Source organism: Streptacidiphilus jeojiensis (genome assembly GCF_042510965.1).
Classification (GTDB): domain Bacteria; phylum Actinomycetota; class Actinomycetes; order Streptomycetales; family Streptomycetaceae; genus Streptacidiphilus; species Streptacidiphilus jeojiensis.
Map to the genome: position 1 here is coordinate 136,911 of NZ_JBEUKS010000003.1, position 25,588 is coordinate 162,498.

The window sequence follows — 25,588 nt, forward strand, 5'->3', positions numbered from 1 at the left end:
TTTACGGTGGGGTCATGAACACGAAGCCCCGGCCGCAGCAGCCCACCCCGTCCGCTGCGACCGCACAGCGTCTGCAGGACGCGATGACTCGGCTGCGGGCACGTCTGCGTGCGGAGTCCGGGCAGAACGCGACCGGCCTGACCCTCTCGCAGCTCGGCATCCTGTCGGGCGTCGTACGCGAGGGCCCGGTCACCGCGGCCCGGCTCGCCGCGCTGGAGCACGTCAGCGCGCAGGCCGTCACCCAGAGCCTGGCGGTGCTCAAGGAAGCCGGCCTGGTCCACAGCGAGCCCGACCCGCTGGACGGCCGCAAGAAGCTGGTCAGCGCCGACACCTCCGCGACCGAGCTGATCGACCGGATCCTGGCGGGCCGCGCCTCGTTCCTGGCGCGCGCCATCGACCAGGTGGTCGCCCCCGAGGAACGCCAGGACCTGGCCAGGGCCATCGAGCTGCTGGAGCGGCTCGCCGAGGCGGACCTGAGCGGCGGCGGCATATGAGCGTCGCCGTCAGCCAGGGTGACGCCACGACCCGCGATCCCGGGCAGCAGCCCTTCGCCTGGCCCTTCACCACCCCGCTCTACGTGGGCTCGGCCCTCAACCCGATCAACAGCTCGATCATCGCCACCGCCCTGGTGCCCATCGCCGCCCAGCTGCACGTCGCGGTGGGCGCCACCGCCGTCCTGGTCTCCTCGCTGTACCTGGCCAGTGCCGTGGCCCAGCCCACCGCGGGCAAGCTGGCCGAGGTGCTCGGCCCGCGCCGGATCTTCCTGTCCGGCATCGTGCTGGTGCTGCTCGGCGGCCTGGTCGGCGGGGTCGGCCAGAACCTGGCGATGCTGACCGTCGCCCGGGTCCTGATCGGCATCGGCACCTCGGCCGCCTTCCCCTGCGCGATGGTGATGATCCGTCGCCGCGCCCAGCAGGCCGGGCTGGAGTCCCCGCCGGGCGGAGTGCTCGGCGGCCTCGCGATCGCCGGCATGGCGATGGCCGCGATCGGCCCGCCGATCGGCGGGCTGCTGGTCGGCGCCGCGGGCTGGCGCTGGGCCTTCTTCATCAACATCCCGATCACCGCGATCGCGCTGCTGATGGCCGTGCGCTGGCTGCCCGCGGACCCCGCCCTGGACCGCGCGGACAGCACCTTCCGCAGGGTCGCCGACCGGATCGACCTGACCGGCATCATCGGCTTCGCCGCGTCGATGACCGCACTGGTCGTCTTCCTGATGGGACTCCCCGGCATCAAGTGGGTCGCGCTCGTCGTCTTCGTCGTCGCCGCGGTACCCACCGTGGTGTGGGAACTGCGCAGGACCGACCCGTTCTTCGACTTCCGCGAACTCGCCGCCAACGGCGCCCTGGCCCGCACCTACCTGCGCCAGGCTCTCACCCTGCTCGGCGTCTACACCGTGATGTACGGGATGACGGAGTGGATGGAGGCCGCACACGGGTTCTCGACGGTGACGTCGGGACTGCTGCTGCTGCCGATGGGCGCGGTCTCCGCACTGCTCTCGCGCCCGCTCGCCAGCCGCAACCTGGTGCGCGGACCGCTGCTGGCCGCGGCGCTGACCATGGTGCTCGGCTCGGGCGGGATCGTGCTGCTCAGCTCGCACAGCCCGGCCATCGCCATCGTCCTGGTCTCGCTGATCTTCGGGGTGACGTCGGCCGCCACCACCGTCGGCAACCAGACCGCGCTCTACCTCTCGTCGCCGCCCGAGCGGATCGGGACCGCCTCCGGGCTGTTCCGGACCTTCGGCTACCTCGGCACCATCACCTCCGCCGTGATCGGCAGCATCGTCTTCCGCAACGGCGCCAGCGACCACGGCCTGCACACCCTCGGCCTGGTCCTGGTCGCCGCCGGCGTCGCCGTGCTGCTGCTGACCGTCCTCGACCGCCGGCTGATGGCCCGCAAGGCGGACCGGAAGACCGGCGCCCCGGACCCCACCGACACCCCCGACCCCACTGACCCCACCGACCCCCCTGAGAGCGCCGCGAACGCAGCGGCGACGGCAATCACCCGCAAGGAGAACCACGCATGACCACCCCTGCCCTCCCCGAGATCGACCCCAAGCGGACCGCTCTGCTGGCGATGGACTTCCAGAACGGGATCGTCGCGTTCGTCCCGGAGCCCGACGCGCTCGTCGAGCGGGTCAAGGGCGCGATCGCCGACGTCCGCGCCGCCGGTGGCACCATCGGCTACGTCCGCGTCGCCTTCACCGAGGACGACTGGGCGGCGGTCCCGGAGACCAACAAGACCTTCAGCGGGGTCGCCGCGGCGAAGATGATGCACCACGAGGACGACGCCACCCAGATCGACGCGCGGATCGCCCCCGAGGACGGCGACATCGTCGTCCGCAAGATCCGCTTCGGCTCGGTCTCCACCACCGACCTCCACGAGCAGCTGCAGGACCGGGGCATCGACACCCTGATCCTGTCCGGCATCAGCACCGGCGGGGTCGTCCTGTCCACGCTGATCGACACCGCCGACCGCGACTACCGCGTCTACGTCCTGACCGACGGCGTCGCCGACCCGCACCCGGAGGTCAACCGGATCCTGGTCAACGAGGTCTTCCCGTCCCGCGCCCACCTGATCGACACGGCCCGGCTGCGCGAGCTGCTCACGTTCGCCTGACCCGGCGTCACTGCCGCTCCGGGGCGATGCGATGGGGCCTGTGCCCCGTCGTGTCGCCCCGTTCCCGTACCCCAGCCGCTGGGCCCCGCGAAAGTCGGGTGACCTTGCCCCGAGGCACCGGCAACACTGGCGCCATGACTGGTTCCGCACTGCCTCACCTGCTTCGGCCGCGTGCCCTGCGCCCCGGGGATCTCGTCGTCATCGCGTCGCTGTCCGGGCCGCTGCCGGCCGCCTACGAGCCCAACGTCGAGCAGACGGTGGTGGTGCTCGAACGGATGGGATTCCGCGTGCGTCGCGCTCCGCTCCTGGAAGTCGGGCGCAGCCACTGGTGGAGTGCCGCCACGCCGGCTGAGATCGCCGGGGAGCTCAACGGACTCCTGCGCGACCCCGAGGTGCGCGCGATCATCGCCAGCGACGGCGGGCAGACGGCGCTCGGCTACCTCGACCTGATCGACGTCGAGGCGATCAGGGCCGACCCCAAGCCGATCCTCGGCTACAGCGACATCTCGCTGCTGCACCTCGTGCTGTACGCGCGCACGGGTCTGGTCGGGTTCCATGCCGACATGGCCGTCCCCGGCTTCGGCGGACACTGGCAGTCCGCACCCGCAGCGCGCCGGGCGGAACTGGAGAAGCTCTACTCCGGGTTGCTGACCAGCACCCAGGCGATCGGCGCGTTGCCGTCGAGCCCGTCGTGGGAGTGCTGGCGGCCCGGTCGGGTCGAAGGCCGGCTGATCGGCGGGGTGATCAACCGCATCGTCCTGGCGCAGGCGACGCGTTTCGCGATTCCGCTGGATTGGTTCGACGGCTCGGTGCTGTTCTGGGAGGAGATGGGCGGCCTGGCCTCGTACGTGTGGAGCTACCTGCAGGTGATGCGGCACAGCGGCATCCTCGATCGGATCTCCGGCATGGTCGTGGGCGTTCCGCGCGAGATCAACGGAATTGAACCCGGCGCGTCCCCGACCCTGCCCGAGATCGTCCTCGACGTCCTCGGCGACCGTGACATCCCGGTCCTGGGCAACGTCGAGATCGGGCACGCCGGGCCCAACCTGCCGATGCCGGTCGGGGTGCGCGTCGGCCTGGACGCGCAGAAGCGGACGTTGTCGCTGCTCGAACCGGCGATGGGGCAGTGAGCCGGCGGCCGCCCTCCGTCGCTGAGCGGCCCGGGTCAGGCGTCCCCGAAGGCACGTTGGGCGAGGTTCGCGCGTAGGGCGGCAAGTCGGCCGATCTCGGCGTCCAGGGCGGCGAGTCTGCGGCCGACGACGCCGAACTCGGCGGCCGGGGTGCCGGGTTCGCCGGACCCGCAGCGCGGCGGCGGGTCCTGTTCGAGCAGGTGCAGACGGTCCGCGGAGGCGCGCAGGTCCTCGACGGTGAGACCCAGGGACAGCAGTTCGCGGATCACCCGGACCCGGGCGATCTCGGCGGGCCCGTACTCGCGCTGGCCGGAGGCCGTGCGCAGCGGCGGGGGCAGCAGTCCACGCTGCTCGTAGAACCGCAGTGCCCTGGGCGTGGTGCCGGTCGCCGCTGCCGCCTCACCGATCCGCATCCGGCCCCGCCTCCCGTACCGCGCCGCTAGAGTTCCACGACGACCGCCCCGAAGTGCCTGCCCTCGATCATCTCCTGCAACGCCAGCGGTGCGCGATCGATGCCCGCGATCCGTGCGTACGGGAAGCTGATCTCCCCGGTCCGCAGCCAGCCGCCGAAGCGCCCGCGCCACTCCGCCTCCACACCGGGGTGGTCCGCGCCGCTGTACCCGCGGAGCGAGACGCCCCTGACGACAAGGCGGTAGCTGTCGATCTCCACCGGAGCGCTGCCGCCGGCCCGTTGTGCCGACATCTGCCCGGACATGGCCCCGACCAGGGCGAACCGGGCGCCCTGGCGGGCCGCGCCGACGGCCGCGGTCAGCTGCTCGCCGCCGACGGTGTCCACCAGCACGTCGATGCCCTCGGGCGCCGCCTTCGCCAACTGGTCTGCGACCGGCCCGGATCCGCGCAGCACCACCGCGTCGTAGCCGAGCTCGGAGACCAGCCGCTCGGCCTTGTGCGGCGAGCCGGTGCTGCCGATCACCCGTCCGGCGCCCAGCAGCCGGGCGATCTGACCGGCCATCGACCCCACCGCCCCGGCCGCACCGGTGACCAGGACGGTGTCGCCGGGCCGGACCCCGGCCAGGCGGGTCAGCGCTCCGTAGGCGGCCGAACCGGGGGAGAGGTACGCGACCGGATCGGGGAGCATGCCGTCCAGAGGAGTGCACTCGCCGTCGCTCACCAGGGCGTACTCCCGCCAGCCGAGCATATGGACGACCTGGTCACCGACGCGCAGCGGACTACCGGCCGGCGCGGCCACGACCTCGCCCACGGCCGGCCCGAACAGCGGGTCGCCGCTGAGCAGTTGCGGCAGCGGCAGGCCGTCGACCTCCCCGCCGATCAGGGTCCGCAGTCCGGGGAAGACCACGAAGTACCGGTTCCGGACCAGGACCTGACCGCTCGTCGGCTCGGGAAGCGGCGCCGTGACGACGGCGAAGTGCTCCGGCGCGGGCAGCCCCTTCGGGACGGCGGCGAGACGGACCTCGCGGGCGGTGCGGGGCAGCGTGGCATTCATGGTCGGCCCTTCCGGGTGGACGAGGGGCAGCGGGACGGTGGGTGCTCGCCGCCGGGTGCAGTGACGCTAACCTCTGACCCGCACGTCAGAGTCAAGCCCCGTCGACCGGCACCAAGGGAGTCCTTCATGGCTGACGCGCCCCGGCCGCTGCTCCTGATCGATGTGGACGGACCGCTCAATCCGTACGCCGCGAAGCCGACGCGCCGCCCCAAGGGCTACCGGGCGCACCGGATGCGTCCCACCGGCTGGGACGATCCGGGCCTCAAGCCCCTGCGGGTGTGGCTGAACCCGGCGCACGGGCCCGCGTTGACGGCGCTGCCGTACCAGCTCGTGTGGTGCACCACCTGGCAGGCCGAGGCCAACGTCTGGATAGGGCCGCAGTTGGGACTGCCGGTGCTGGAGCACGTCTCGTTCGAGGACGTGCGACGTCCGACCGTGGACGACGGAACCTACTTCAAGACCCATGAGGTCGTCCGTTGGGCCGCCGGCCGGCCGTTCGCCTGGGTCGACGACGAGGTGACCGACGCGGACCGGGAGTATGTCGCCGACGTCCACCCCGGTCCGGCACTGCTGCTGACGATCAACCCGCGAATCGGCCTGCTGCCCGCCGACTTCGAGCAGCTGGGGGAATGGGCCGAGTCCCCGAGGGAATGAGGAAGGCCCGGCAGGGGAGATCAGCGGACCGGTAGCGAGGTCTCGTCGGCGGTGGGGGCTGCTTCTGCCGCGATGTGACGGGGCATCAGCAGCGCTGCGGCGGCGGAGGCGGCGACGGTGAGGGCGGCCAGGTCCATGGTGGGGCCGATGCCGATCTGCTGGCCGAGGACGGATCCGGCGAGCATGCCGACCAGGGTGGCCGCTGCCTGCGCCATGCCGTAGGCGGAGCTGACCCGGCCGAGCAGGTGGTCGGGGGTCTGCCGGGCGATGGAGGTGTCGACGGTGACCAGGAAGCAGACGGCCGGGGGACCGATCAGGGTGAACAGGAACAGGTCCCAGGCGGTGTCGTGGGTGTTGAAGGTGGCGGCGAACACCGCGGCCAGGGCGGCCAGGCTGCCGATGACGACGGTTCGGGGCGGGAAGCGGGTGGTGACGGACCTGCTGAGCGGGGCGCCGGCCAGGTAGCCGACCCCGAGGGCGGCGAACAGCCAGCCCAGGGTGCCGGCGGCGGCGTGCAGGACCGCGCCGATGTAGGGCACGAGCAGGGCGGTCAGGGCCGCGTTGCCCAGGAAGAACACGGCGGCCACAGCGAACAGGACCGGAAGCCCGGGGGTCGAGCGGACGCGGGCCGCACCGGCCCGCAGCTCTCCGGTGAAACGCTGCAGCGCGGTCCCGGAGCGGCGCCGGGGTCCTGCGGCAGCGGTGCGGTGGCCGATCGCGGTGATCAGGACCGCTGACGCCAGGTAGCTCACGGCGTCCAGGGCCACCACCGGGGCGAAGCCGACCAAGGCGTAGAGGGCGCCCCCGAGCGGGCCGCCGAGCAGTTGCACGGTGCCGGAGACCAGCGCGGCCAGCGAGTTCGCCGCGCCCAGCTGCGGACCTCGGCCGACCAGGACCGGCAGCAGGGCCTTGCGGGCGGGGGTGAAGAACTGACTGAGGCTCGCCTCGCCGAGCAGGGCCAGGTAGATCAGCCAGACCTGGTCGGGGCGGTGGACCAGGAGCATCAGCGCGACCGCCGCGGCCCGCAGCAGGTCGGCGGTGAGCATGGTGCGCCGCCGGTCCCAGCGGTCCGCGAACACCCCGGCCACCGGCCCGAGCAGCAGCGCCGGCACCGTCCCGGCGGCCAGCGACAGGCCGGTGGCCAGCGTCGATCCGGTCAGCCGGAGGACGTAGAAGGGCGCGGCGACCAGCAGCAGCCAGTCCCCGAGGCTGGACAGCAGCTGACCGGTCGCCAGCAGGCGGTAGTCACGGATCCGCAGGACACCGAACATGGACCACCCACCCCATCGGTTGGCACTCTCGATGCGAGAGTGCCAACCGATGGGTATCAGTCCGTCCCGTCGTCGGGCAAGAGGTCGGTGGCTGACACATGATTGTCATGCAGGAGCGGAATGTGCCGGCTGCCACCGGTAGTTCGAGCCGGTATGACAGTGGGAGTAGCACTCGCCGCGCCGGACGCGGCCAACCAGATCGACGCCACCGTGCGGCTGGCCGAGGAGGCCGCAGCCGCGGGACTGCGGTCCGCCTGGTTCGGGCAGACCTTTGGCGCGGACTCGCCCCAACTCGCGGCGCTCGTGGGCCGCGCCGTGCCGGAGCTGCAGGTGGGCACGTCCGCGATCCCGGTCTTCGGACGCCACCCGCTGCTGGTGTCCAGCCAGGCCCAGACCGCCCAGGCGGCCACACACGGCCGCTACCACCTCGGACTGGCGCTCGGCACCAAAGCCCTGACCGAGGCCGCCTTCGGCATCCCCTACCAGCGTCCGATCGCAAGGCTCCGTGAATTCCTGGTCGCACTGCGGCAGTTGATCGAAACGGGCAGCGCCGACTTCCACGGTGAGCTGCTCACCGCGACCACGCCGCTGCCGGCCCGGGTGCCTGGAGCCGAAGGCGGCGTCCCGCTGCTGGTCGCCGCCATGGGGCCGCAGGCCCTGCGGGCCAGCGGCGAGTTGGCGGACGGGATCCTGCCCTATCTGGCCGGGCCCCGGGCCCTGGCGGAGCACATCGTGCCGGCCGTCACCAAGGCGGCGGAGGCGGCAGGGCGTCCGGCGCCCCGGATCGTGGCGCTGGTGTCCGGCGTGGTGACCGACGACGCCGACGCGGTGCGCGAGACGTTCGCCGAACGGCTCGCGTTCTACGAGCGGATCCCGTCCTACGCACGGGTCATCGAGCTCTCCGGCGCCGAACGGGCCGCCGACGTCGCCGTCATCGGCGACGAGAAGAGCGTGGCCGCCGAGGTGCGGCGCTACCGGGACGCCGGCGCGACGGAGGTGGTGTTCTCCGGGACGGAGATCGCAGGCGCCGCGGAGCGCCGCCGGACCTGGGAACTCTTGGGGCAGTTGGCGCAGTGAGCAGCACAGGACCGAGGGCCCCGGCCGCAGTTGCGGTCTCCGGGGCCCTCGGTACCGTCAGGCGGGTGCCGTCACGCGCTCGGCGTCAGACAGGTCAGACGGTCTTGGCGGCGTCCTGGCCGGTGGCCTGGCCGGGAACGCTGCCGTCGAAGACGGTCGCCTGCGGGAACGCAGCGATCAGCTGGTCCAGCTCGGCGCGCCAGTAGCGGTGCACGTTGAGCCGGGTGGGCTTGGAGCCCTGGGTCAGCTCCACGTACAGGGAGCTCCAGACCGAAGCCCGCTTGATCCGGCTGACCGGGAAGGCGGCCCGCGGGAACACCGCGACGACGTCGCCGGGACGGTTGGTCCAACGGCTGGCCGAGTTGACCACGATCGAGGTGTTGGTCAGCGTCAGGAAGTAGAACTTGCGCGTGAATGCGACGATCACGCCGACCAGTGGAATCTCGTCGAATATGGCGTTGAGCCAGGGACTTGGCCCCGTCTCGGTGTGCACGCAGGCGATGAAGGTCTCTCCGGGCGGGGCGGCCTGGGAGAGCTTCTCGATGACCTGAGCCTTCATCTTGGCCCGGCGAATCGCCATGGTTCCCCGTCTCTCTATGGTGTTGTCGCACCGTGCACGTCACGGTGGGGTGCGCAGAGATTAGCAGTTCCCGAGGGGCCCCTCGAACGGCAGTGCTCGGGTGAAGACGACCATGGTCCGGCCAGGGCCGTTGTAGTCCTCCTCGACGCGTGCGTCGAAGCCGAGCGTGCGGTGGAAGGCGATCGAGCCGGTGTTGGCGACCGAGGTGATGGCCTTCAGCCGGTCGGCGCCCTGGCGCTGCGCCGCGTCGGCGAACGCGGCGTACAGGCTCCGTCCGAGCCCGCTGCCGCGGGTGTCGTCGCGGGTGGCGATCAGGTGCACGTAGCCGACGCCGGCTGGGGTGACGAAGCCGATCAGGTAGCCCCGGATCCCGTCCTCGGCGCGGGCGACCAGGCAGGTCGAGCCGAACTCCTGCACCAGCGCCAGCTGGTGCAGCGGGCGTAGGTCGCGCTCGCCCCAGTAGCGGGGGTGGTCGGCGAGGACCTGCAGGATGTCGGTGACCCGGGCGGGCTCGATCTGTGCGTGCATGGCGGCCATCCTGCCCGACGGCTCGTGCCCCGTCGGCGCCCGCCCCGGTTCTGACCTGCCGTCAGACCACCCCGGCCGCGTCCAGCAGCACGGTCGCCGTCGCGGTGGCCAGGCCGTCCAGGGGATGGCCCTGGACCACGGTGCGGGCGCCGGCGCCGTCGAAGACGATGGTCAGCTGGCGGGCCAGGGTCTCCGGGTCGGACGCGCCGGCGCGGGCGGCCTGGGCGTGGAAGAAGGCGGTGAGCTGCTGCTTGAAGCCGCGGGCGACCACGCTGGCGGGATGGTCCGGGTCCTTGAGCTCGGTCGCGGTGGAGACGAACGGGCAGCCCTGGTACTCGGGGCCCGCCGAGAGCTGGTCCAGCCGCTCGAACACGTGCAGGACCTGTGCCCGGGGCGGCCGGGAGTCGTCCGCGGGCGGGAGCAGCAGGGCCTGGTAGCCGGGTCCGCTGCGTTCCAGGCTCGCCGCGAGCACCTCGTCCTTGCTCCCGAACAGCTGGTACATGGAGCGCTTGGAGACGCCGGCGGCCTTGCACAGGGCATCGACGCCGATGTTCACGCCGTCGCGGTAGAAGAGCCCGGCGGCGGCGTCGAGCAGGCGCTCGCGGGGCGTGGGGCGGGCGGGTGTGCGGGGCGCGGACGTGGTCATGGGTACGAGGGTACGCCGGGTGGTGACAAGAGGAAACCGATCGGTGTACGTTGATGAAAACCGATCGGTTTCCAACGGCCGGCGGACTCATCCAGGGAGAACACCCATGACTGCGATCTCAGGCGCGACCGTGCTCGTCACCGGCGGAAGCCGGGGCATCGGCAAGGCACTGGTCGAGGAGCTGTACGCACGCGGCGCCAAGAAGGTCTACGCCACCGCCCGCGACGCCTCCACCGTCCGCAACTCCGACGCCGTCCCGCTGGCCCTGGAGGTGACCGACCCCGCCTCGGTGGCGGCCGCCGCCGTACAGGCCCAGGACGTCACCATCCTGATCAACAACGCCGGTCGGGCGGTGAACGCGTCCTTCCTGGACTCCCCGGTCGACGACGTCCGCACCGAGTTCGAGACCAACTTCTACGGCCCGCTGCTCACCGCCCGCGCCTTCGTGCCGATCATCGAGCGCAACGGCGGCGGCCACCTGCTGAACGTCCACTCGGTGCTGTCGTGGGTGGCACTGGCCGGCTCCTACAGCGCCTCCAAGGCGGCCGTCTGGTCGCAGACCAACTCGCTGCGCCTGGATCTGCTGCCGCGCGGGATCCAGGTGACCGGCCTGCACGTCGGCTACGTCGACACCGACCTGGTCGCGCACGTCGACGCCCCGAAGACCGCGCCGGCCGAGGTCGCCCGGCAGGCCCTGGACGGCATCGAGGCCAACGCCGCCGAGGTGCTGGTCGACGAGGTGTCGCGGCAGGTGAAGCGGGGTCTGTCCGGCGACCTGGGCGCGCTGTACCCGCAGCTCGCGGGGTGAGCCGGGTGAGCGGGGCGAGCCGGGTGGTGGGCCGGGGCCGGGGCCGGACCCCGGCCGCGGCTCACTTGGCGGCGTCGAGCGCGCTCTGCAGCGAACCGATGTAGCCCTCGCTGGTGTAGCTGGCGCCGGAGACCGCGTCGATGTTGGCGCTCTGCGCGGCCAGCGCCTCCTGGGTCAGGATCGGGATGGCCTGGGAGTTGATCTCCTGGTCGCGGGGGTTGCCGTCGGGCTCCTGGACCACGTCGATCGCCGTGATCTTCGAGCCGTTGAAGGTGACCTTGACCTGGACCGGGCCCCAACGGGTGTCCACCGAGCCGCCGGTGATGGTGCGCACGCCGGTGCTCTTGGCGGCGCCGCCGGTCGAGGAGGCGCTCGGCGAGGACCCGGACGGCGAGCCCGACGAGGACCCGGCCCCGGTGCCGGTCCCGGACCCCGTGCCGCTGGAGTCCTGCTCGGGAGCGGTGACCGCGGGGACGGCTACGGCCACCGTGTGGTGCGGCTTGGCGGCCAGGAGCAGCACCACGCCCAGGGCGGTGCCTCCAGCGGTCAGTACGGTGCGACGCATTCGGGACGTCCCTCCTGTGGCTCGGTGCGGCGGTGCGGCGGGGTCAGAACTCGAACGACTCGTGGTGGATCCGGCCGCGCGGGACGCCCGCCGTCTCCAGGGTCTCGTGCGCGGTGCGGGTCATCCCCTCCGGGCCGCACAGGAACACGTCGTGCTCGCGCAGGTCCGGCAGCATCCCCAGCAGGGTCCTGGCCTGCAGCGGCTCGCCGATCTCGGCGCGGCTGCCGACCAGGTAGTGGAGCCTGGCGCCGCGCGCCCTGGCGATGGACTCCAGTTCGGCGCGGAAGACCAGGTCGTCCTCCCGGCTGGCCCGGTAGACCAGGGTCAGTTCGCCGCGCCGGGCCGGGAGGGACTCGAACAGGGCCCGCAGCGGGGTGATCCCCACCCCGGCCGCCAGCAGCAGCACCTTGCCCCGGCGTCCGGGGCGCCGCTCCGCGGTGAAGGCGCCGTACGGCCCCTCGGCGAAGACCCGGGTGCCGGGGCGCAGCCGGGCCAGGGCCGCGCTGTGGCCGCCCAGGTCCTTGACCGTGATCCGTAGGTAGTCGGGGTTGGGCGGCGCGGACAGCGAGTAGGGGTTGCCGGCCAGCAGCAGCCCGCGCTGCGCGAAGCGCCAGCGGAAGAACTGGCCGGACCGGGTGGCCCGGGCCAGCTCGTCCAGGCGGCGCCCGGTGATGAAGACCGAGTGCACCCCCGGGGCCTCCGGGCGGACCTCGGCGACCCGCAGCCGGTGCCGGAACGCCAGCAGGGTGGGGACGGCGAAGCGGAACCACAGGATCAGTGCCGCCGCGCCGAGGTAGAGGCCGTACCAGGCCACCTTGGCCTTGGTCGACAGCACGAACTCGGCGCCGTTGGCCAGCTGGTGGAAGAAGGTCAGGAAGATGGCCACATAGGTGGCCAGGTGCAGGTAGTACCAGGTCTCGTAGCTGAGCCTGCGCCGGGCGGCCCGGGCCGAGACGGCGCCGACGCCCAGCAGCAGCAGGGTGCCGATGGTGGCCTTCAGCATGTCCGGGTAGTGGAAGACCAGTTGGGCGGTCTGGTGGACCAGCCCGTTGTGGTCGGTCAGTGCGTAGCCCCAGATGATCAGCAGTACGTGGGCGACGACCAGGCCCACCATGTAGCGGCCGCCCATCGCGTGCCAGCGGGCCAGCCGGTCGCTGCCCAGGGTCCGGTCGAGCAGCGGTATTCGCGCCATCAGCACCACCAGCACCGGGGCCGCGTACCCGGCGAGCAGGCCGCAGAGCCGTCCGGCGTTGGTGATCCAGGCGGCGGGGGAGACCACCGAGGCGGTGTTGCTCCACCACAGGAACACCACGACCAGCGCTCCCAGGCCGATGGCGGCCAGCAGCGCGGGCGCCAGCAGCGCGGCCCGGTCGCCGCGCGGGGACGCGGGCGATCCGCGGCGCGCGTCGGCGCTGCGGTGCGCTCCGACGGTGCTCGTCATGGGTCTCCTCTGCCGGTACTGGTCTGCCGGGTACTGATGGTCGGTACTGCCGCCCGGTGGGGCGCGGTACCTCACCCTGACACCGGTCCTTCTGAGTTCCCTCTGAAACTTCCGGTCTCCGCCGCAGGTCACAGGCAATCCACAGGAGCGTCGGCGGCCGCGGCTGCATCCCGCGGGGGTGCATCATGTGATGCTATGTCTCCTGATTCCGCCCGCCGTCCCCAGGTCGGACCTGCCGGACCCCCGCGTGCGCTGGTGGTCGACGACGAGCCGGATCTGACCGAGGTGGTGGCCCAGGCCCTGGTCTACGACGGCTGGGAGGTCAGGACCGCCGCCGACGGCGCCGAGGCCGTCGCGGTGGCCGGGGCGTTCCGCCCGGACGCCGTGGTGCTGGACGTGATGCTGCCGGACTTCGACGGTCTGGAGGTGCTGCGGCGGATGCGCGCCGAGGCCCCCGGGGTCTGCGTGCTGTTCCTCACAGCCAGGGACGCGGTGGACGACCGGATCGCCGGTATCACCGCGGGCGGGGACGACTACGTCACCAAGCCGTTCAGCCTGGAGGAGGTCGTCGCCCGGCTGCGCGGGCTGCTGCGCCGGGCCGGCACCGACCCGTGGTCGGAGAGCGACCGGGGCGAGCGGCTGGCCCTGGCGGACCTGGAGCTGTTCGAGGGCACGCGGGAGGTCCGGCGCGCGGGCGCGCCGGTGGAGCTGAGCCGGACCGAGTTCGAGCTGCTGCGGTACCTGCTGGCCAATCCGCGCCGGGTGCTGAGCAAGGCGCAGATCCTGGAGGCGGTCTGGTCCTACGACTTCGGCGGCCAGGCGCACGTGGTGGAGCTCTACATCAGCTATCTGCGCAAGAAGGTGGACAGCGGGCACGCGCCGCTGATCCACACCGTGCGCGGCGTCGGCTACGTGCTGCGGGAGCCCAGGTGAGCTGGGTCCGGGGCCGGCTGCCGCGGTCGCTGCGGGCCCGGCTGATCAGCGGACTGCTGGTGCTGCTCGCGCTGGCCTGCGCCGCGGTCGGGATCGCCACCGCGCTGGCGCTGCACAGCTTCCTGGTCTCCAAGGTGGACGACCAGCTGCTGCAGTCCGGGGTCCGCTACGCGCAGAGCCTGGAGCATCCCGACGCCGGCGGGATGGCGGGGGACACCCGGGCCCAGTCGGTGGGCACCTTCGGGGCCCGGCTGGCGGGCGGGAAGCTGACCCAGGCCGCCATCGTCGACGGCGACGCGGACGACGCCGACGCCAGCGCCGACGCGGTCACCCTGTCCGCCGCCGAACTGGCCGCGGTCCGAGCGCTGCCGGTCGACGGCAGCATCCACGACCTGGACCTGCACGCCGACGGCTACTACCGGGCCAGGGCGGTGGCCGGCCGGGACAACGACATCCTGATCACCGGGATGCCGCTGGCGGGCGTGGAAGGGGCGGTGCACCGGCTGGAGATGGTCGAGGTGACGGTCTTCGCCATCGCGCTGGGAGCGACCGGCATCGCCGGAGCGCTGTGGGTGCGGCTGTCGCTGCGTCCGCTGGACCGGGTCGCCGCGACGGCGGTGCGGGTCACCGAACTCCCGCTGGAGAGCGGCGCGGTGGCACTGCCGCAGCGCCTCCCGGACAACGATCCGGGCACCGAGGTGGGGCAGGTGGGCGCCGCGTTCAACCGGATGCTTGGCCATGTCGAGACCGCGCTGGCCAGCCGGCACTCCTCAGAGGAGCGGCTGCGCAGTTTCGCCGCCGACGCCGGGCACGAGCTGCGGACGCCGCTGGCCGCCATCCGCGGCCACGCGGAACTGGCACGGCTGCACCCGCAGCCGCAGGCGCCCGAGGTGGCCCGGGCGCTGACCCGGATCCAGGCGGAGTCGGTGCGGATGGGCGCGATCGTCGACGACCTGCTGCTGCTGGCCCGGCTGGACGCGGGACGGCCGCTGGCCCGCGCTGAGCTGGACCTGACCCTGCTGGTGATCGACGCGGTGTCCGACGCCCAGGTCGCCGGGCCGGGGCAGCAGTGGGTGCTGGACCTGCCGGAGACCCCGGTGCTGGTCACCGGCGACCGGGACCGGCTGCACCAGGCGGTGGGCAACCTGCTGTCCAACGCCCGCCAACACACCCCGGCCGGCAGCACCGTGCGGGTGCGGCTGTCCCGTACTCCGGAGCGGGTCCGGCTGACGGTGGCCGACGACGGACCCGGCATCCCCGAGTCGCTGCAGCCGACCCTGTTCGAGCGCTTCACCCGCGGCGGCGGCGGCCGGTCCAGGACCGACGGCGGCAGCGGCCTGGGCCTGGCCATCGCGCAGGCGGTGGTCTCGGCGCACCACGGGAGCCTGACCGTGAGCAGCCGTCCGGGGTGCACCGAGTTCCGCCTGGACCTGCCGGAGGGTCAGCCCAGCTGAACGCGGTCCAGCAGCCCGGCGGCGGTGAACGCCTTGACCAACTCGTCCCGGCCCTCGGTGAAGTGGGCCCAGCTGTCGAAGTGCACCGGTACCACCCGACGTGCGCCGAGGATGCCGGCGGCCTCGGCCGCCTGGACGCTGTCCAGGGTCAGCAGCGCGCCGTCGAACAGCACGGTACGGGCGGCCCCGGCGAACAGGACGGCGGTGTCCACCGGCCCGAAGCGCCCGGCGATCTCCTGCACCAGGGCGAGTGACGCGTTGTCACCGCTGACGTAGACACTGGGCAGGTCGGCCGACGTCAGCACGAAGCCGACGACCTCGCCGCTGATCGGCTCGCAGCCCTCCGGTCCGTGCTGGGCGGGCGTGGCCGTGACGGTGAGGGTGCCGCCGTCGGGGCGGGGGAGTTCCACCGACTCCCAGGGGGCGAGACCGCGGGCGGTGCCGCCGAGGCGGCCCGCGCCGCTGCGGGTGGTCAGCACCAGCGGGACGTCGGCGAGCAGGGCCCGGCCGGAGCGGTCGAGGTTGTCGGGGTGCTCGTCGTGGGAGAGCAGCACCGCGTCGAGGGGGCCCAGGTCGGCCGGGTCGATGGCGGCCGGCGCGGTCTTGGTCAGGCCGGGGCCGCCGCCGGGCCGGCGGTACTCGCCCGGGGCGTCGAAGGCCGGGTCGGTGAGCAGCCTGAGCCCGCCGTACTCGATGAGGGCGGTGGGGCCTCCGAAGACGCTGACGGGGATCTGTTCACCGGTCGTACGGGTGTCGCCCATGACATTTCCTCACGGTTGAAGGCTCTGATTTCCGTGAGATGAAGCTAACCGATTCTCACGGAGGAGCGCAAGGTTTAACATGAGATCCATGACGGAGAACGAGGCCGCACCATCCGACCGGTCCGTGCCGCCCGCACCGGGGGCCGACCGCTACCTCGCCCTGGACTTCGCCAACAGCGACCTGGCGCTGCCCGGCGGCCGGTCCCTGGACCTGCTCGGCACACCCGAAGCCGCCACCCGGTGGCTGATCGAACGCGGACTCGCCTCGGACGACGCCAGGCTGCAGGAGGTCTGCGCGCGGCGGCTGCGCGACCTCCGCGAGCAGGTGGGAGCACTGATCGCGACCCGGATCGACGCACTCCCGGCGCCGCCGGAGGCACTGCGCGCCGTCAATGACGCATTGACCCGCGCCCCCGCCGCCTCGCTGCTGGCCTGGGACCGGACCCAGGGCCTGCACCGCGCCCAGGCCCACCCGGCCGACCAGGTCGCCGACCACGCCCTGGCAGTCCTCGCCGCCGACGCGGCCGACCTGCTCACCAGCCCCGACGCCGACCTGCTCGCCGCCTGCGGCTCGCCCCCCTGCCGGCGCTACCTGCTGCGCACCCACGGCCGCCGCCACTGGTGCTCGGTCCGCTGCGGCGACCGCGCCCGCGCGGCCCGCGCCTACGCCCGGCGCACCGCCACGCCCTGAGACTGCCGCCCGTTGTCAGTGGCCCGGTCTAGGGTGGTCGAAACCCGAGCAGGTGCAGCCGAGAGCAGGGGGACACCACCATGACCACACTGGAGAACCGGCCGAACACCGCGCTTGTCGTCATCGACGTGCAGAGCGGCGTCCTCCAGGGCAACTACGAGCGCGACGCCGTGGTCGCCAACATCGGCGCGCTGGTCGACAAGGCACGGCGCGAGCAAGTACCGGTGGTCTGGGTCCAACAGACCGACGAGCGGCTGACGCGGGGCAGCGACCCGTGGCGGATCGTCGCCGAACTGACCCCGGACGAGGCCGAGCCGAAGGTCGAGAAGTACTACGCCGACTCCTTCGAGGAGACCACCCTGGAGAGCGTGCTGTCCGAACGGGGCATCGGCCGGCTGATCGTGGTCGGCGCGCAGACCGACGAGTGCATCCGCTCGACCCTGCACGGCGCCATCGTCCGGGGCTACGACGCCACCCTGGTCAGCGACGCGCACACGACCGAGGACCAGACCGAGTGGGGCGCGCCGCCGCCGGAACTGGTCATCGCCCACACCAACCTCTACTGGACCCACCACGAGGCTCCGGGCCGCACCGCCGGCACCGTCGTGGCCAAGGACGTCGACTTCGCCGGCACGGCGTCATGACCACCACGCCCGCGGCGCATGAGCCGCCGAGAATCGTCGAACGCCCGGCCCAGCCCTACGCCGCCGTCCGCTCCACCGTCACCATGGCGAACGTCGGGACCATCGCGCACCGCATCCCGGAGGTCTTCGCCCGGCTGGGCGCCCTCGGCATCGCCCCCGCTGGACCACCGTTCCTCAAGTACAACGTGATCGACATGGAGGGGGAACTGGAGATCGAGGCCGGCGTCCCGGTCGCCGAACCGGTACCGGCCTCCGGCGACCTGCTGCCGGGCGTGCTGCCCGCAGGCCGCTACGCCACCTTCACCCACGTCGGCAGCCCCGACCAACTCGTCGGCGCCAACGCCCTCCTGCTGGACTGGGCGGCCGCAGCCGGCCTGCGCTGGGACACGACTCCGGGCGAGGAAGGCGAGCGGTGGGGCTGCCGGCTGGAAAGCTACCGAACCGACCCCCGAGAACAGCCCGACACCACCAAATGGGAGACCGACCTGTTCTTCCGCCTGGCCGACGGCTAGCGCCGGCGCTGCGGTCAGGCCAGCGCGGCCGCGACCACGGCGCGCAGGCCGTTGGCGGCGTCGGCCACTGCCATGGACGGCTGGTTGCCGGCGGGGACCTGCTGCGGGGCGTACGGCACGTGGACGAAGCCGCCGCGCAGGGTGGGGCGTTCGGTGGCGATCAGGTGCGCGAGCGTGTAGGCGATGTGGTTGCAGACGTACGTACCGGCGCTGTTGGAGACGGAGGCCGGCAGCCCTGCCGCGCGCACCGCCGCGACGCACTCCTTGACCGGCAGTGAGCTGAAGTAGGCCGCCGGGCCCGAGGGTTCGATCGGCTCGTCGACCGGCTGCCGGCCCGCGTTGTCCGGAATCCGTGCGTCGTCGAGGTTGACCGCGACCCGCTCCAGCTCGATGCCGACCGTGCCGCCGGCCTGCCCGACACACACGACCAGGTCCGGATCGGTGCGCTCAACCGCTGCCAGCAGTTGCTTGGCTGCGGAGTCGAAGGTGCAGTCGAGCAGTACGGCGGTGACACCGGGGTCGTCGGCGAGCAGGCTGACGGCGGCCCACGAGGGATTGATGTCCTCGCCGCCGAAGGGCTCGAAACCGGTGAGCAGGATGCGGGTCATGAGGGCCTTTCAGGGCGCGAGGCTGGGTGCCGGGATCATACGGATGATTCGTACCCATTGCCATTGCCACTGCCTGTCGGCTCAGGCGACCTTGACGGTCACGCTGTGGAACCCGGTCGCGCCGTTGGGCCGGGGTACGGCCTTCTGCTCGGTCTGGACGTAGCCGGTGCGGTCGGTAGCACGCACCTCCAGACGGTGCGAGCCGGAGGTGGCCGGCCACTGCCAGACCCACTGGCGCCAGGTGTCGATGGTGTCCTGGGCAGCCAGGTCGGCGGTGTGCCAGGCGCCGCCGTCCACGCGAACCTCCACCTTGGCGATGCCCTTGTGCTGGGCCCAGGCGACGCCGGCCACCGCCACCTTCCCGGCGGTGAGCTTGCCGGAGCTCTTGGGGGTGTCGATGCGCGACTCGGTCTTGATCGGGGCCTGCGCGGACCAGCCGCGCTTGGACCAGTAGGCGTCGAAGTCGGTGAACTTGGCCAGCTCCAGGTCGGTCACCCACTTGCAGGCCGAGACGTAGCCGTACAGGCCCGGGACGACCATGCGGACCGGGAAGCCGTGGGCGAAGGGCAGCGGTTCGCCGTTCATCCCGACGGCGAGCATGGCGTCACGGCCGTCCATCACCGCCTCCACCGGGGTGCCGATGGTCATGCCGTCCACCGAGCGGGCGACGAGCTGGTCGGCCGGTCCCCCCTTGGACGGGGGCACGACCCCGGCCTGCCGCAGCAGCGGCGCCAGCGGTACGCCGGTCCACCGGGCGTTGCCGATGTAGGAGCCGCCGACCTCGTCGGAGACGCACATCACGGTGATGTCGCGGTCGATGACGCCGCGGGCCACCAACTCCTTGTAGCCGATGGTCAGTTCCTTGGTGACGCCGGTCCCGTGGATCCGCAGTTGCCAGGTGTTGGCGTCCACGGTCGGGACCACCAGGGCGGTGTCGACCCGGTAGAAGGACGGGTTGGGGGTGATGAAGGGGCTGAGCCCGGGGACCTTGAGGTCCACGCCCACCGGCGCCGCGCTGGTCGTGGCGCGCGGGGTGGGGATGCTGACCGCGGCGCGTGAGGCGGCGGCCTGCTCGGAGCCCGCGGCGTTCAGCTTGCTGCCCAGCAGTCCGGCCCCGGCGGACACTGCCGAGGCGGACAGCGCCAGCACCACGAAGCCGCGGCGGTCGAAGGTGGTGTCCGCGGCCGGGCTCCCGCCTCCCAGCGGTGGCTCGCCCAGCGCGTCGTCCTGCCAGGGCGCGGCGGGCCGCGCGGCCAGCCGTCCGGCGAGCAGGTACAGCACGGCCGCGCCGACGACGGCGCCGACCACCGAGGGCAGCGCGTCATAGTGCTGCGCGTCGGGGCGCGACATCGCCGAGACCGCTCCGAGCAGGCCGAAGGCGAGCACGCCGGCCGAGCCGACCCGGCGCCACCGCAGCGCCAGCAGCCCGAGCCCCAGCGCGAACAGCGCCAGCAGGACCAGGATGCCCAGCTGCAGCATCAGCTTGTCGTTGGTCCCGAAGTTGCGGACCGCGTAGTCCTTCAGCGCCCCGGGCGTCCGGTCGATGACCGACTCGCCCACCGCCGTCACCGGGCTGGCCTGCGGACGCACGGCCACCGCCGCCAGTTCGGCGACCGCCAGCGAGGCGAAGGCGGCCACCAGCCCGCTGAGCGCGCCGAACAGGGCCCGCAGCCAGCGGCCGCCGCGCTGCGGGCCGGCGGGGCGTGGTGTCCGCCTGGCGCTGTGGGCCCCGTGGGACGCTCTGGTTGTGTAGGTCATCCGCTCACATCTCCGATGCATGGCGGGACGGGTGCGTCCTGCCGGTCCGGCTGTGTCTGGTGCGCGTATCCATGACACTGCGTCGGAGGGCCCTTTGAGGGGCTGGAGCTGCTTACGGAAGTCCTACGGACCGGTGGTGACGTACGGTCAGGCGGGCGGCCGCCATGCGGAACGGGCGGGTGACTGTACGTCACCCGCCCGTTCGCCTCCTGCTGCTCCCCTCCCGCGCAGGAGGCCGGTCCAGCCGCCCGGACCAGAGGCCCCGTCAGTCCACGTGGTGCGCGGCCAGGTAGGCCTCCACCTCGGCGCGGACCTCGGGGGTGTCCAGGCCGCGCACGACCATGGTGGTGCGCCGGCGCAGCACGTCGTCGGGGGTCTGTGCCCACTCGTGGGCGGCCGCGTAGGCGACCTGGGCCCAGACGTCGGGGCCGTCGGGGTGGATGGGGCGGCCCAGTTCGGGGTTGTCGGCGATCAGTTGGGCGATCTCGAAGGACAGCGTGCCGTAGTGGGTGGCCAGGTTGCGGGCCACCAGCGGGTCGATCCTGGTGCCCGGCTCGCGGTCGACCAGCAGCCGGTGCGCGACCGCGTTGGGGCTGGCGACGCCGGGCAGCGGCACGGTGCGCGGGATCGCCGAGATGTCCTCGGCCAGACCGGTGCCGGAGACGTGCGCCAGCTTGTCCAGCACCACCCGGCCGATGTGGCGGTAGGTGGTCCACTTGCCGCCGGCCACCGACAGCATGCCGCCGCGGCCCTCGGTGACCACGGTCTCCCGCTTGGCCGCCGCGGTCTGCCCGGGGCCGCCGGGCAGCACCCGCAGGCCCGCGAAGGAGTAGGTGATCAGGTCGCGGTCCAGGTGCTCGTCCCTGATCGCGTGTCCGGCCTCGCCCAGGATCTGGTCGATGTCGGCGTCGGTGGCCCGCACGTCGGCCGGGTCGCCGGTGTACTCCTCGTCGGTGGTGCCCAGCAGGACGTGGTCCTCCCAGGGGATGGCGAAGGAGACCCGGTACTTGTCGATGGGTATGGTCAGCGCGGCGTGCCAGGGGGCGCGGCGCTTGACCACCACGTGGGCGCCCTTGGACAGCCGGATGCTGGGCGCGGAGCCGGCGTCCTCCATGGTGCGCAGGTGGTCTACCCAGGGGCCGGTGGCGTTGAGCACCAGGCGGGCGTTGACGCCGAACTCGCTGCCGTCCAGGCGGTCCCGCAGGTCGGCGCCGGTGACCCGGCCGCCGGTGAAGCGCAGCCCGGTGACCTCGGCGTGGTTGAGCACCACGGCGCCGGAGTCGACCGCGGCGCGCACGGTCATCACCGCGACCCGGGAGTCGTTCATCTGGTGGTCGCCGTAGACGGCCACCGAGCGCAGCCCCTCCGCCTTCAGCGCGGGGACCTGCTGCAGGGCGTGCGCGGGGGTGGAGACGCGGCCCATGCCGTCGCGGAACGCGGAGAGCGCCGAGTAGAGGAAGACGCCGGCGCCGAGCTTGGGGGCGCTGTGCGGGCCGCCCTTGTAGACCGGCACGAAGAAGGTGAGCGGGTTGACCAGGTGCGGGGCGACGTCGGTGGCCAGGGCCCGGCGCTCCTTGTGGTTCTCCGCGACCAGCTTCACCGCACCGGTCTGCAGGTAGCGCAGCCCGCCGTGGACCAGCTTGGAGGAGGCGCTGGAGGTGGCCCCGGCGAAGTCGCCGGCGTCGACCATGGCGACCTTCAGCCCGGACTGGGCGGCGGTCCAGGCGACCGCCGTACCGAGAATGCCGCCGCCGATGACCAGCAGGTCGTAGGTGGCGCTGCTGAGCAGGTGCCGCGACTGCGCGCGGCTGGCGGAGTGGTTGGCGCCCAGGGTCGGGATGGTGTTCATCAGCTGGTCCGGCGGGGCCGCGGGTTGGCGCGGGGCCTGCCGTGCTCCTCTCAAGGAAGGGTGTCTCAGAAGTGGTGCTCCGTCGGTACGGGGTGGGACGGCGCCCGTGGGTGTGGGGCCGTCCCACCCCGTACCGGTGCTGTTACGCCGAGGGCTGGTCCTCCTCGATCCAGCCCATGGTGCGTTCCACGGCCTTGAGCCAGTTCTTGTACTCGCGGTCGCGGGTGGCCTCGTCCATGCGCGGGGTCCACTCGGCGGCGCGGTGCCAGTTGGCCCGCAGGGTGTCCAGGTCCGGCCAGAAGCCGACGGCCAGGCCGGCCGCGTAGGCGGCGCCCAGGGCGGTGGTCTCGGCCACGAAGGGCCGCTCGACCGGGGCGTCCAGGACGTCGGCGATGTTCTGCATCAGCAGGTTGTTGCTGGTCATGCCGCCGTCGACCTTGAGCGCGGTGAGCGTGACGCCGGAGTCCTTGGCCATGGCGTCGACGACCTCGCGGGTCTGCCAGGCGGTGGCCTCCAGCACGGCGCGGGCCAGGTGGCCCTTGGTGACGTAGCGGGTCAGGCCGGTGATGACGCCGCGGGCGTCGGAGCGCCAGTACGGTGCGAACAGGCCGGAGAAGGCCGGGACGATGTAGGCGCCGCCGTTGTCCTGGACGGTGTTGGCCAGGGTCTCGATCTCGGCGGCGGTGGAGATGATGCCGAGCTGGTCGCGGAACCACTGCACCAGCGAGCCGGTGACCGCGATCGAGCCCTCCAGGGCGTAGACCGGCTTCTCGTTGCCGATCCGGTAGCCGACCGTGGTCAGCAGCCCGTGGTAGGAGTTGACGGCCTTCTCGCCGGTGTTGAGCAGCAGGAAGGTGCCGGTGCCGTAGGTGCTCTTGGCCTCGCCCTTGTCGAAGCAGGTCTGTCCGAACAGCGCGGCCTGCTGGTCGCCCAGTGCGGACGCGACCGGGACGCCCTCCAGCACGCCGACCGCGTGGCCGTAGACCTCGGCGGAGGAGCGGATCTCCGGCAGCACCGATGCCGGGACGCCCATCGACTCCAGGATCTTGGCGTCCCACTCCAGGGTGGCCAGGTTCATCAGCATGGTGCGCGAGGCGTTGGTGACGTCGGTGACGTGCACGCCGCCGTTGACGCCGCCGGTCAGGTTCCAGATGACCCAGCTGTCCATGGTGCCGAAGAGGATGTCGCCGGCCTCGGCGCGCTCGCGCAGCCCGTCCACGTTGTCCAGCAGCCAGCGGATCTTCGGGCCGGCGAAGTAGCTGGCCAGCGGGAGTCCGGTCTCGCGGCGGAAGCGGTCCTGGCCGACGTTGCGGCCCAGTTCCTTGCACAGCGCCTCGGTGCGGGTGTCCTGCCACACCAGGGCGTTGTGGACGGGTTCGCCGGTGTGGCGGTCCCACAGGATGGTGGTCTCGCGCTGGTTGGTGATCCCGATGGCGCGGATGTCCGCCTTGGTCAGGTCGGCCTTCTCCAGCGCGCCGGCGACCACGGACTGGACCCGGGTCCAGATCTCGGCGCCGTCGTGCTCCACCCAGCCGGGCTGGGGGAAGATCTGGCTGTGCTCCTGCTGGTCGACGGCGACGATGCGGCCGTCCGCGCCGAAGATGATGCAGCGGCTGGAGGTGGTGCCCTGGTCGATCGCGGCGATGTACTGGCCGCCATTGGACAGTGTGGTCACGGCTTGGTCCTCTGGGTCGGGGCGGGTGGGGAGCGGACGGGGTGCGGCAGGGGTACGGCGTGGGTGCGGCAGGGTCAGAAGGCGACGTTGTAGAGCAGGCCCGCGAGCGCTCCGCCGATCAGCGGGCCGGCCACCGGTATCCAGGCGTAGCCCCAGTCGGAGCCGCCCTTGTTGGGTATCGGCAGCAGGGAGTGGACGATGCGCGGGCCGAGGTCGCGGACCGGGTTGATGGCGTAGCCGGTGGGGCCGCCGAGCGAGAAGCCGATGCCGACCACGCCGAGGGCGGTGATCAGTACGCCCATGCCGGACAGGCCGAGACCCGGGGTCAGTCCCTCGGTGAGGATCAGGATGCAGAGCACCAGTGTGCCGATGATCTCGGTGACCAGGTTCTGGATCGGGTTACGGATCTCCGGGCCGGTGGAGAAGATGCCCAGGGTGGGCTCCTCGTTGGCCTGGAACTGGCCCAGGTAGGTCAGCCAGACCAGGAAGGCGCCGAGCATGGCGCCGAGGATCTGCCCGGCGAGGTAGACCGGGACCTGGCTCCATGCGCCGCTCTTGACGGCGATGGCCAGGGTGACCGCGGGGTTGAGGTGCGCGCCGGAGAGGTGGATCGAGACGTACGCCGCGATCATCACGGCGAATCCCCAGCCGAAGGCGATGGCGACCCAGCCGGCGCCGAACGCCTTGGATCTCTTGAGCGTCACGGCGGCGCAGACGCCGCCGCCGAGCAGGATCAGCAGGGCGGTGCCGATGAGCTCGCCTACGAAGATGTGGCCGTTGGACACAACGACTCCTTTGTCCGTGCCCCTGTGGGTGGGAGAGGGCCTGTGGTGCGGCTGCCGTGAACAATGTTCGACATTGTCGACCGCCATGCGGCAGTTTTCCCTCTGTCCGGGCTTACGTCAAGACCATCACCCATAGGCGAAAAAGCCTGCTAGACACCAATAAACCGGGACAAATTGCCCACGCGCAGGCCAACCCGTCCTGCCCTCAGGGCATCGGGTTCCGCTGGATCCCGCGGCCTCAGAACCGGGCCGCGCCCAGGTCACGGGAGATCGCCCGGGCCGCCTCGCGCACCGCAACGACCAGTTCCGGCCGGACCACGCCGGCCTCGCACACCCGCTCGACCGCGCCGCTGATGCACACCGCACCCACAGGATTGCGGCGGCGGTCCTGGATCAGCGCGCCGATCGAGGCCACGCCCGCCCAGGTCTCCTCGACCGCCGCGCTCCAGCCGCGCTCGCGGGTCAGCGCGCACTCCTCGTCGATGGCGGCGAGGTCGACCAGGGTCCGCGAGGTGAAGCTCTCGGGCGGGTAGTCGTCGAGCTCGCCGCGGGCCACCGGGTCGTGCGCCAGCAGCACCTTGCCCAGCGCGGTGCTGTGCAGCGGCTGCATGCTGCCGACCTCCAGCACCTGACGGCTGTCGTCGGGCCGGAAGACGTGATGGACGATCAGCACCCCGTGCTGGTGCAGCACTCCCAGGTAGACCGTCTCACCGCTGGCCCGGGCCAGGTCATCGGCCCAGACCAGGGCGCGGGCCCGCAATTCGTGCACATCCAGATAGCTCTGGCCCAGCCGCAGCAGTTCCGCGCCGAGCTGGTACTTGCCGCTCTCCGGGTCCTGCTCGACGAAGCCCTCCTGCTGGAGGGTGCGCAGGATTCCGTGCGCGGTGCCCTTGGCCAGGCCCAGGGAGGCTGACACCTCGGACAGGCCGAGTCGGCGCTCGCCCCCGGCGAGCAGCCGCAGAATGGCCGCCGCGCGCTCGAGCGACTGGATCGGGCCGGGCATCACACCTCCGCTCGGATGCGGTCGACAATGCAGAACGCCTATTGGTTATGTCGACCGCTAACTCTTCTTCCCAGAGTGTGCCACTCCCACGGCCGCTACTCCATATCGACCCGGCGAACCGGGTGGCCGAGGAC

The 25,588-nt window shown here is 72.3% G+C and carries 27 protein-coding genes; 12 read left to right on the forward strand and 15 right to left on the reverse strand.

What is annotated here, in order from left to right:
- Nucleotides 1–14: 14 nt before the first annotated feature.
- From ABUW04_RS09640 to ABUW04_RS09655, 4 genes are all read left to right on the forward strand, one after another.
- The gene (locus tag ABUW04_RS09640) at nt 15–494 is read left to right on the forward strand and encodes a MarR family winged helix-turn-helix transcriptional regulator (protein WP_030255155.1); all 480 of its coding nucleotides are present in this window, start codon (nt 15–17) and stop codon (nt 492–494) included.
- Nucleotides 491–2,023: an MFS transporter gene (locus tag ABUW04_RS09645; protein WP_380564062.1), complete on the forward strand. Its 1,533-nt coding sequence runs from the start codon at nt 491–493 to the stop codon at nt 2,021–2,023. Before ABUW04_RS09640 ends, ABUW04_RS09645 begins: the two co-directional genes overlap by 4 nt.
- Nucleotides 2,020–2,616, forward strand: a complete 597-nt coding sequence (locus ABUW04_RS09650) for a cysteine hydrolase family protein (protein ID WP_380564064.1) — start codon at nt 2,020–2,022, stop codon at nt 2,614–2,616. Before ABUW04_RS09645 ends, ABUW04_RS09650 begins: the two co-directional genes overlap by 4 nt.
- Nucleotides 2,617–2,750: 134 nt before the next feature.
- Complete coding sequence (locus ABUW04_RS09655; protein ID WP_380564065.1) at nt 2,751–3,746, forward strand: S66 peptidase family protein; 996 nt, start codon at nt 2,751–2,753, stop codon at nt 3,744–3,746.
- 35 nt (nt 3,747–3,781) lie between these two features.
- Here ABUW04_RS09655 and ABUW04_RS09660 read toward each other — a convergent pair whose 3' ends face one another.
- Together ABUW04_RS09660 and ABUW04_RS09665 are read right to left on the reverse strand one after the other, a co-directional pair.
- Nucleotides 3,782–4,159 (reverse strand): MerR family transcriptional regulator, encoded by a 378-nt coding sequence (locus ABUW04_RS09660; RefSeq protein ID WP_030255144.1) that lies wholly within the window; start codon nt 4,157–4,159, stop codon nt 3,782–3,784.
- 26 nt (nt 4,160–4,185) lie between these two features.
- Nucleotides 4,186–5,211, reverse strand: a complete 1,026-nt coding sequence (locus ABUW04_RS09665; RefSeq protein ID WP_380564067.1) for an MDR family NADP-dependent oxidoreductase — start codon at nt 5,209–5,211, stop codon at nt 4,186–4,188.
- A gap of 126 nt (nt 5,212–5,337) precedes the next feature.
- Between ABUW04_RS09665 and ABUW04_RS09670 the strand changes: the two genes are divergently transcribed.
- Nucleotides 5,338–5,865 (forward strand): hypothetical protein, encoded by a 528-nt coding sequence (locus tag ABUW04_RS09670; RefSeq protein WP_380564069.1) that lies wholly within the window; start codon nt 5,338–5,340, stop codon nt 5,863–5,865.
- Nucleotides 5,866–5,885: 20 nt separating this feature from the next.
- Here the strand turns inward: ABUW04_RS09670 and ABUW04_RS09675 are convergent, their stop codons facing one another.
- A complete protein-coding gene (locus tag ABUW04_RS09675; RefSeq protein WP_380564070.1) occupies nt 5,886–7,136 on the reverse strand; it encodes an MFS transporter in 1,251 nt (416 codons plus the stop codon).
- A 153-nt stretch (nt 7,137–7,289) separates the two neighbouring features.
- On the opposite strand from ABUW04_RS09675, the gene ABUW04_RS09680 reads away from it, so the two are divergent.
- Nucleotides 7,290–8,213, forward strand: coding sequence for an LLM class F420-dependent oxidoreductase (locus ABUW04_RS09680; RefSeq protein ID WP_380564072.1), 924 nt, complete (start codon nt 7,290–7,292; stop codon nt 8,211–8,213).
- A gap of 94 nt (nt 8,214–8,307) precedes the next feature.
- On the opposite strand, the gene ABUW04_RS09685 is transcribed toward ABUW04_RS09680, so the two are convergent.
- The 3 genes from ABUW04_RS09685 to ABUW04_RS09695 form a co-directional block, all read right to left on the reverse strand.
- A complete protein-coding gene (locus tag ABUW04_RS09685) occupies nt 8,308–8,793 on the reverse strand; it encodes a hypothetical protein (protein ID WP_157623781.1) in 486 nt (161 codons plus the stop codon).
- A gap of 60 nt (nt 8,794–8,853) precedes the next feature.
- Complete coding sequence (locus ABUW04_RS09690) at nt 8,854–9,321, reverse strand: GNAT family N-acetyltransferase (RefSeq protein WP_380564073.1); 468 nt, start codon at nt 9,319–9,321, stop codon at nt 8,854–8,856.
- A 61-nt stretch (nt 9,322–9,382) separates the two neighbouring features.
- Nucleotides 9,383–9,967 (reverse strand): TetR/AcrR family transcriptional regulator, encoded by a 585-nt coding sequence (locus ABUW04_RS09695; protein ID WP_030255123.1) that lies wholly within the window; start codon nt 9,965–9,967, stop codon nt 9,383–9,385.
- A gap of 106 nt (nt 9,968–10,073) precedes the next feature.
- On the opposite strand from ABUW04_RS09695, the gene ABUW04_RS09700 reads away from it, so the two are divergent.
- Entirely contained in the window at nt 10,074–10,775 is a 702-nt protein-coding gene (locus ABUW04_RS09700; protein WP_380564074.1) for an SDR family oxidoreductase, read from the forward strand.
- Between the two features lie 61 nt (nt 10,776–10,836).
- Here ABUW04_RS09700 and ABUW04_RS09705 read toward each other — a convergent pair whose 3' ends face one another.
- Together ABUW04_RS09705 and ABUW04_RS09710 are read right to left on the reverse strand one after the other, a co-directional pair.
- Nucleotides 10,837–11,340, reverse strand: coding sequence for an FMN-binding protein (locus ABUW04_RS09705; protein ID WP_030255119.1), 504 nt, complete (start codon nt 11,338–11,340; stop codon nt 10,837–10,839).
- A 43-nt stretch (nt 11,341–11,383) separates the two neighbouring features.
- The gene (locus tag ABUW04_RS09710; RefSeq protein ID WP_380564076.1) at nt 11,384–12,781 is read right to left on the reverse strand and encodes a ferredoxin reductase family protein; all 1,398 of its coding nucleotides are present in this window, start codon (nt 12,779–12,781) and stop codon (nt 11,384–11,386) included.
- 195 nt (nt 12,782–12,976) lie between these two features.
- On the opposite strand from ABUW04_RS09710, the gene ABUW04_RS09715 reads away from it, so the two are divergent.
- Together ABUW04_RS09715 and ABUW04_RS09720 are read left to right on the forward strand one after the other, a co-directional pair.
- Entirely contained in the window at nt 12,977–13,714 is a 738-nt protein-coding gene (locus ABUW04_RS09715; protein ID WP_030255114.1) for a response regulator transcription factor, read from the forward strand.
- Nucleotides 13,711–15,168: a sensor histidine kinase gene (locus ABUW04_RS09720; protein ID WP_380564078.1), complete on the forward strand. Its 1,458-nt coding sequence runs from the start codon at nt 13,711–13,713 to the stop codon at nt 15,166–15,168. Before ABUW04_RS09715 ends, ABUW04_RS09720 begins: the two co-directional genes overlap by 4 nt.
- Here the strand turns inward: ABUW04_RS09720 and ABUW04_RS09725 are convergent.
- A complete protein-coding gene (locus ABUW04_RS09725) occupies nt 15,156–15,929 on the reverse strand; it encodes an MBL fold metallo-hydrolase (protein ID WP_380564079.1) in 774 nt (257 codons plus the stop codon). The genes ABUW04_RS09720 and ABUW04_RS09725 overlap by 13 nt on opposite strands.
- A gap of 79 nt (nt 15,930–16,008) precedes the next feature.
- On the opposite strand from ABUW04_RS09725, the gene ABUW04_RS09730 reads away from it, so the two are divergent.
- The 3 genes from ABUW04_RS09730 (at nt 16,009) to ABUW04_RS09740 (ending at nt 17,776) form a co-directional block, all read left to right on the forward strand.
- The gene (locus ABUW04_RS09730; RefSeq protein ID WP_030255106.1) at nt 16,009–16,620 is read left to right on the forward strand and encodes an ABATE domain-containing protein; all 612 of its coding nucleotides are present in this window, start codon (nt 16,009–16,011) and stop codon (nt 16,618–16,620) included.
- Nucleotides 16,621–16,700: 80 nt separating this feature from the next.
- Nucleotides 16,701–17,264: an isochorismatase family protein gene (locus tag ABUW04_RS09735; RefSeq protein ID WP_380564081.1), complete on the forward strand. Its 564-nt coding sequence runs from the start codon at nt 16,701–16,703 to the stop codon at nt 17,262–17,264.
- Complete coding sequence (locus ABUW04_RS09740; RefSeq protein WP_380564083.1) at nt 17,261–17,776, forward strand: GyrI-like domain-containing protein; 516 nt, start codon at nt 17,261–17,263, stop codon at nt 17,774–17,776. Before ABUW04_RS09735 ends, ABUW04_RS09740 begins: the two co-directional genes overlap by 4 nt.
- Nucleotides 17,777–17,790: 14 nt before the next feature.
- Here the strand turns inward: ABUW04_RS09740 and pcp are convergent, their stop codons facing one another.
- From pcp to ABUW04_RS09770, 6 genes are all read right to left on the reverse strand, one after another.
- Nucleotides 17,791–18,384 carry a pyroglutamyl-peptidase I gene (gene pcp / locus ABUW04_RS09745; protein ID WP_380564084.1) on the reverse strand — a complete coding sequence of 198 codons (594 nt, stop codon included), beginning with the start codon at nt 18,382–18,384 and terminating at the stop codon, nt 17,791–17,793.
- Between the two features lie 81 nt (nt 18,385–18,465).
- Nucleotides 18,466–20,142: a molybdopterin-dependent oxidoreductase gene (locus tag ABUW04_RS09750; RefSeq protein WP_380564086.1), complete on the reverse strand. Its 1,677-nt coding sequence runs from the start codon at nt 20,140–20,142 to the stop codon at nt 18,466–18,468.
- 265 nt (nt 20,143–20,407) lie between these two features.
- Nucleotides 20,408–21,991, reverse strand: a complete 1,584-nt coding sequence (locus ABUW04_RS09755; RefSeq protein WP_030255093.1) for a glycerol-3-phosphate dehydrogenase/oxidase — start codon at nt 21,989–21,991, stop codon at nt 20,408–20,410.
- A gap of 142 nt (nt 21,992–22,133) precedes the next feature.
- The gene (gene glpK, locus ABUW04_RS09760) at nt 22,134–23,666 is read right to left on the reverse strand and encodes a glycerol kinase GlpK (RefSeq protein WP_030255090.1); all 1,533 of its coding nucleotides are present in this window, start codon (nt 23,664–23,666) and stop codon (nt 22,134–22,136) included.
- Between the two features lie 74 nt (nt 23,667–23,740).
- Entirely contained in the window at nt 23,741–24,451 is a 711-nt protein-coding gene (locus ABUW04_RS09765) for an MIP/aquaporin family protein (protein WP_380564088.1), read from the reverse strand.
- 238 nt (nt 24,452–24,689) lie between these two features.
- Complete coding sequence (locus ABUW04_RS09770; RefSeq protein WP_030255087.1) at nt 24,690–25,454, reverse strand: IclR family transcriptional regulator; 765 nt, start codon at nt 25,452–25,454, stop codon at nt 24,690–24,692.
- Nucleotides 25,455–25,588: the final 134 nt, after the last annotated feature.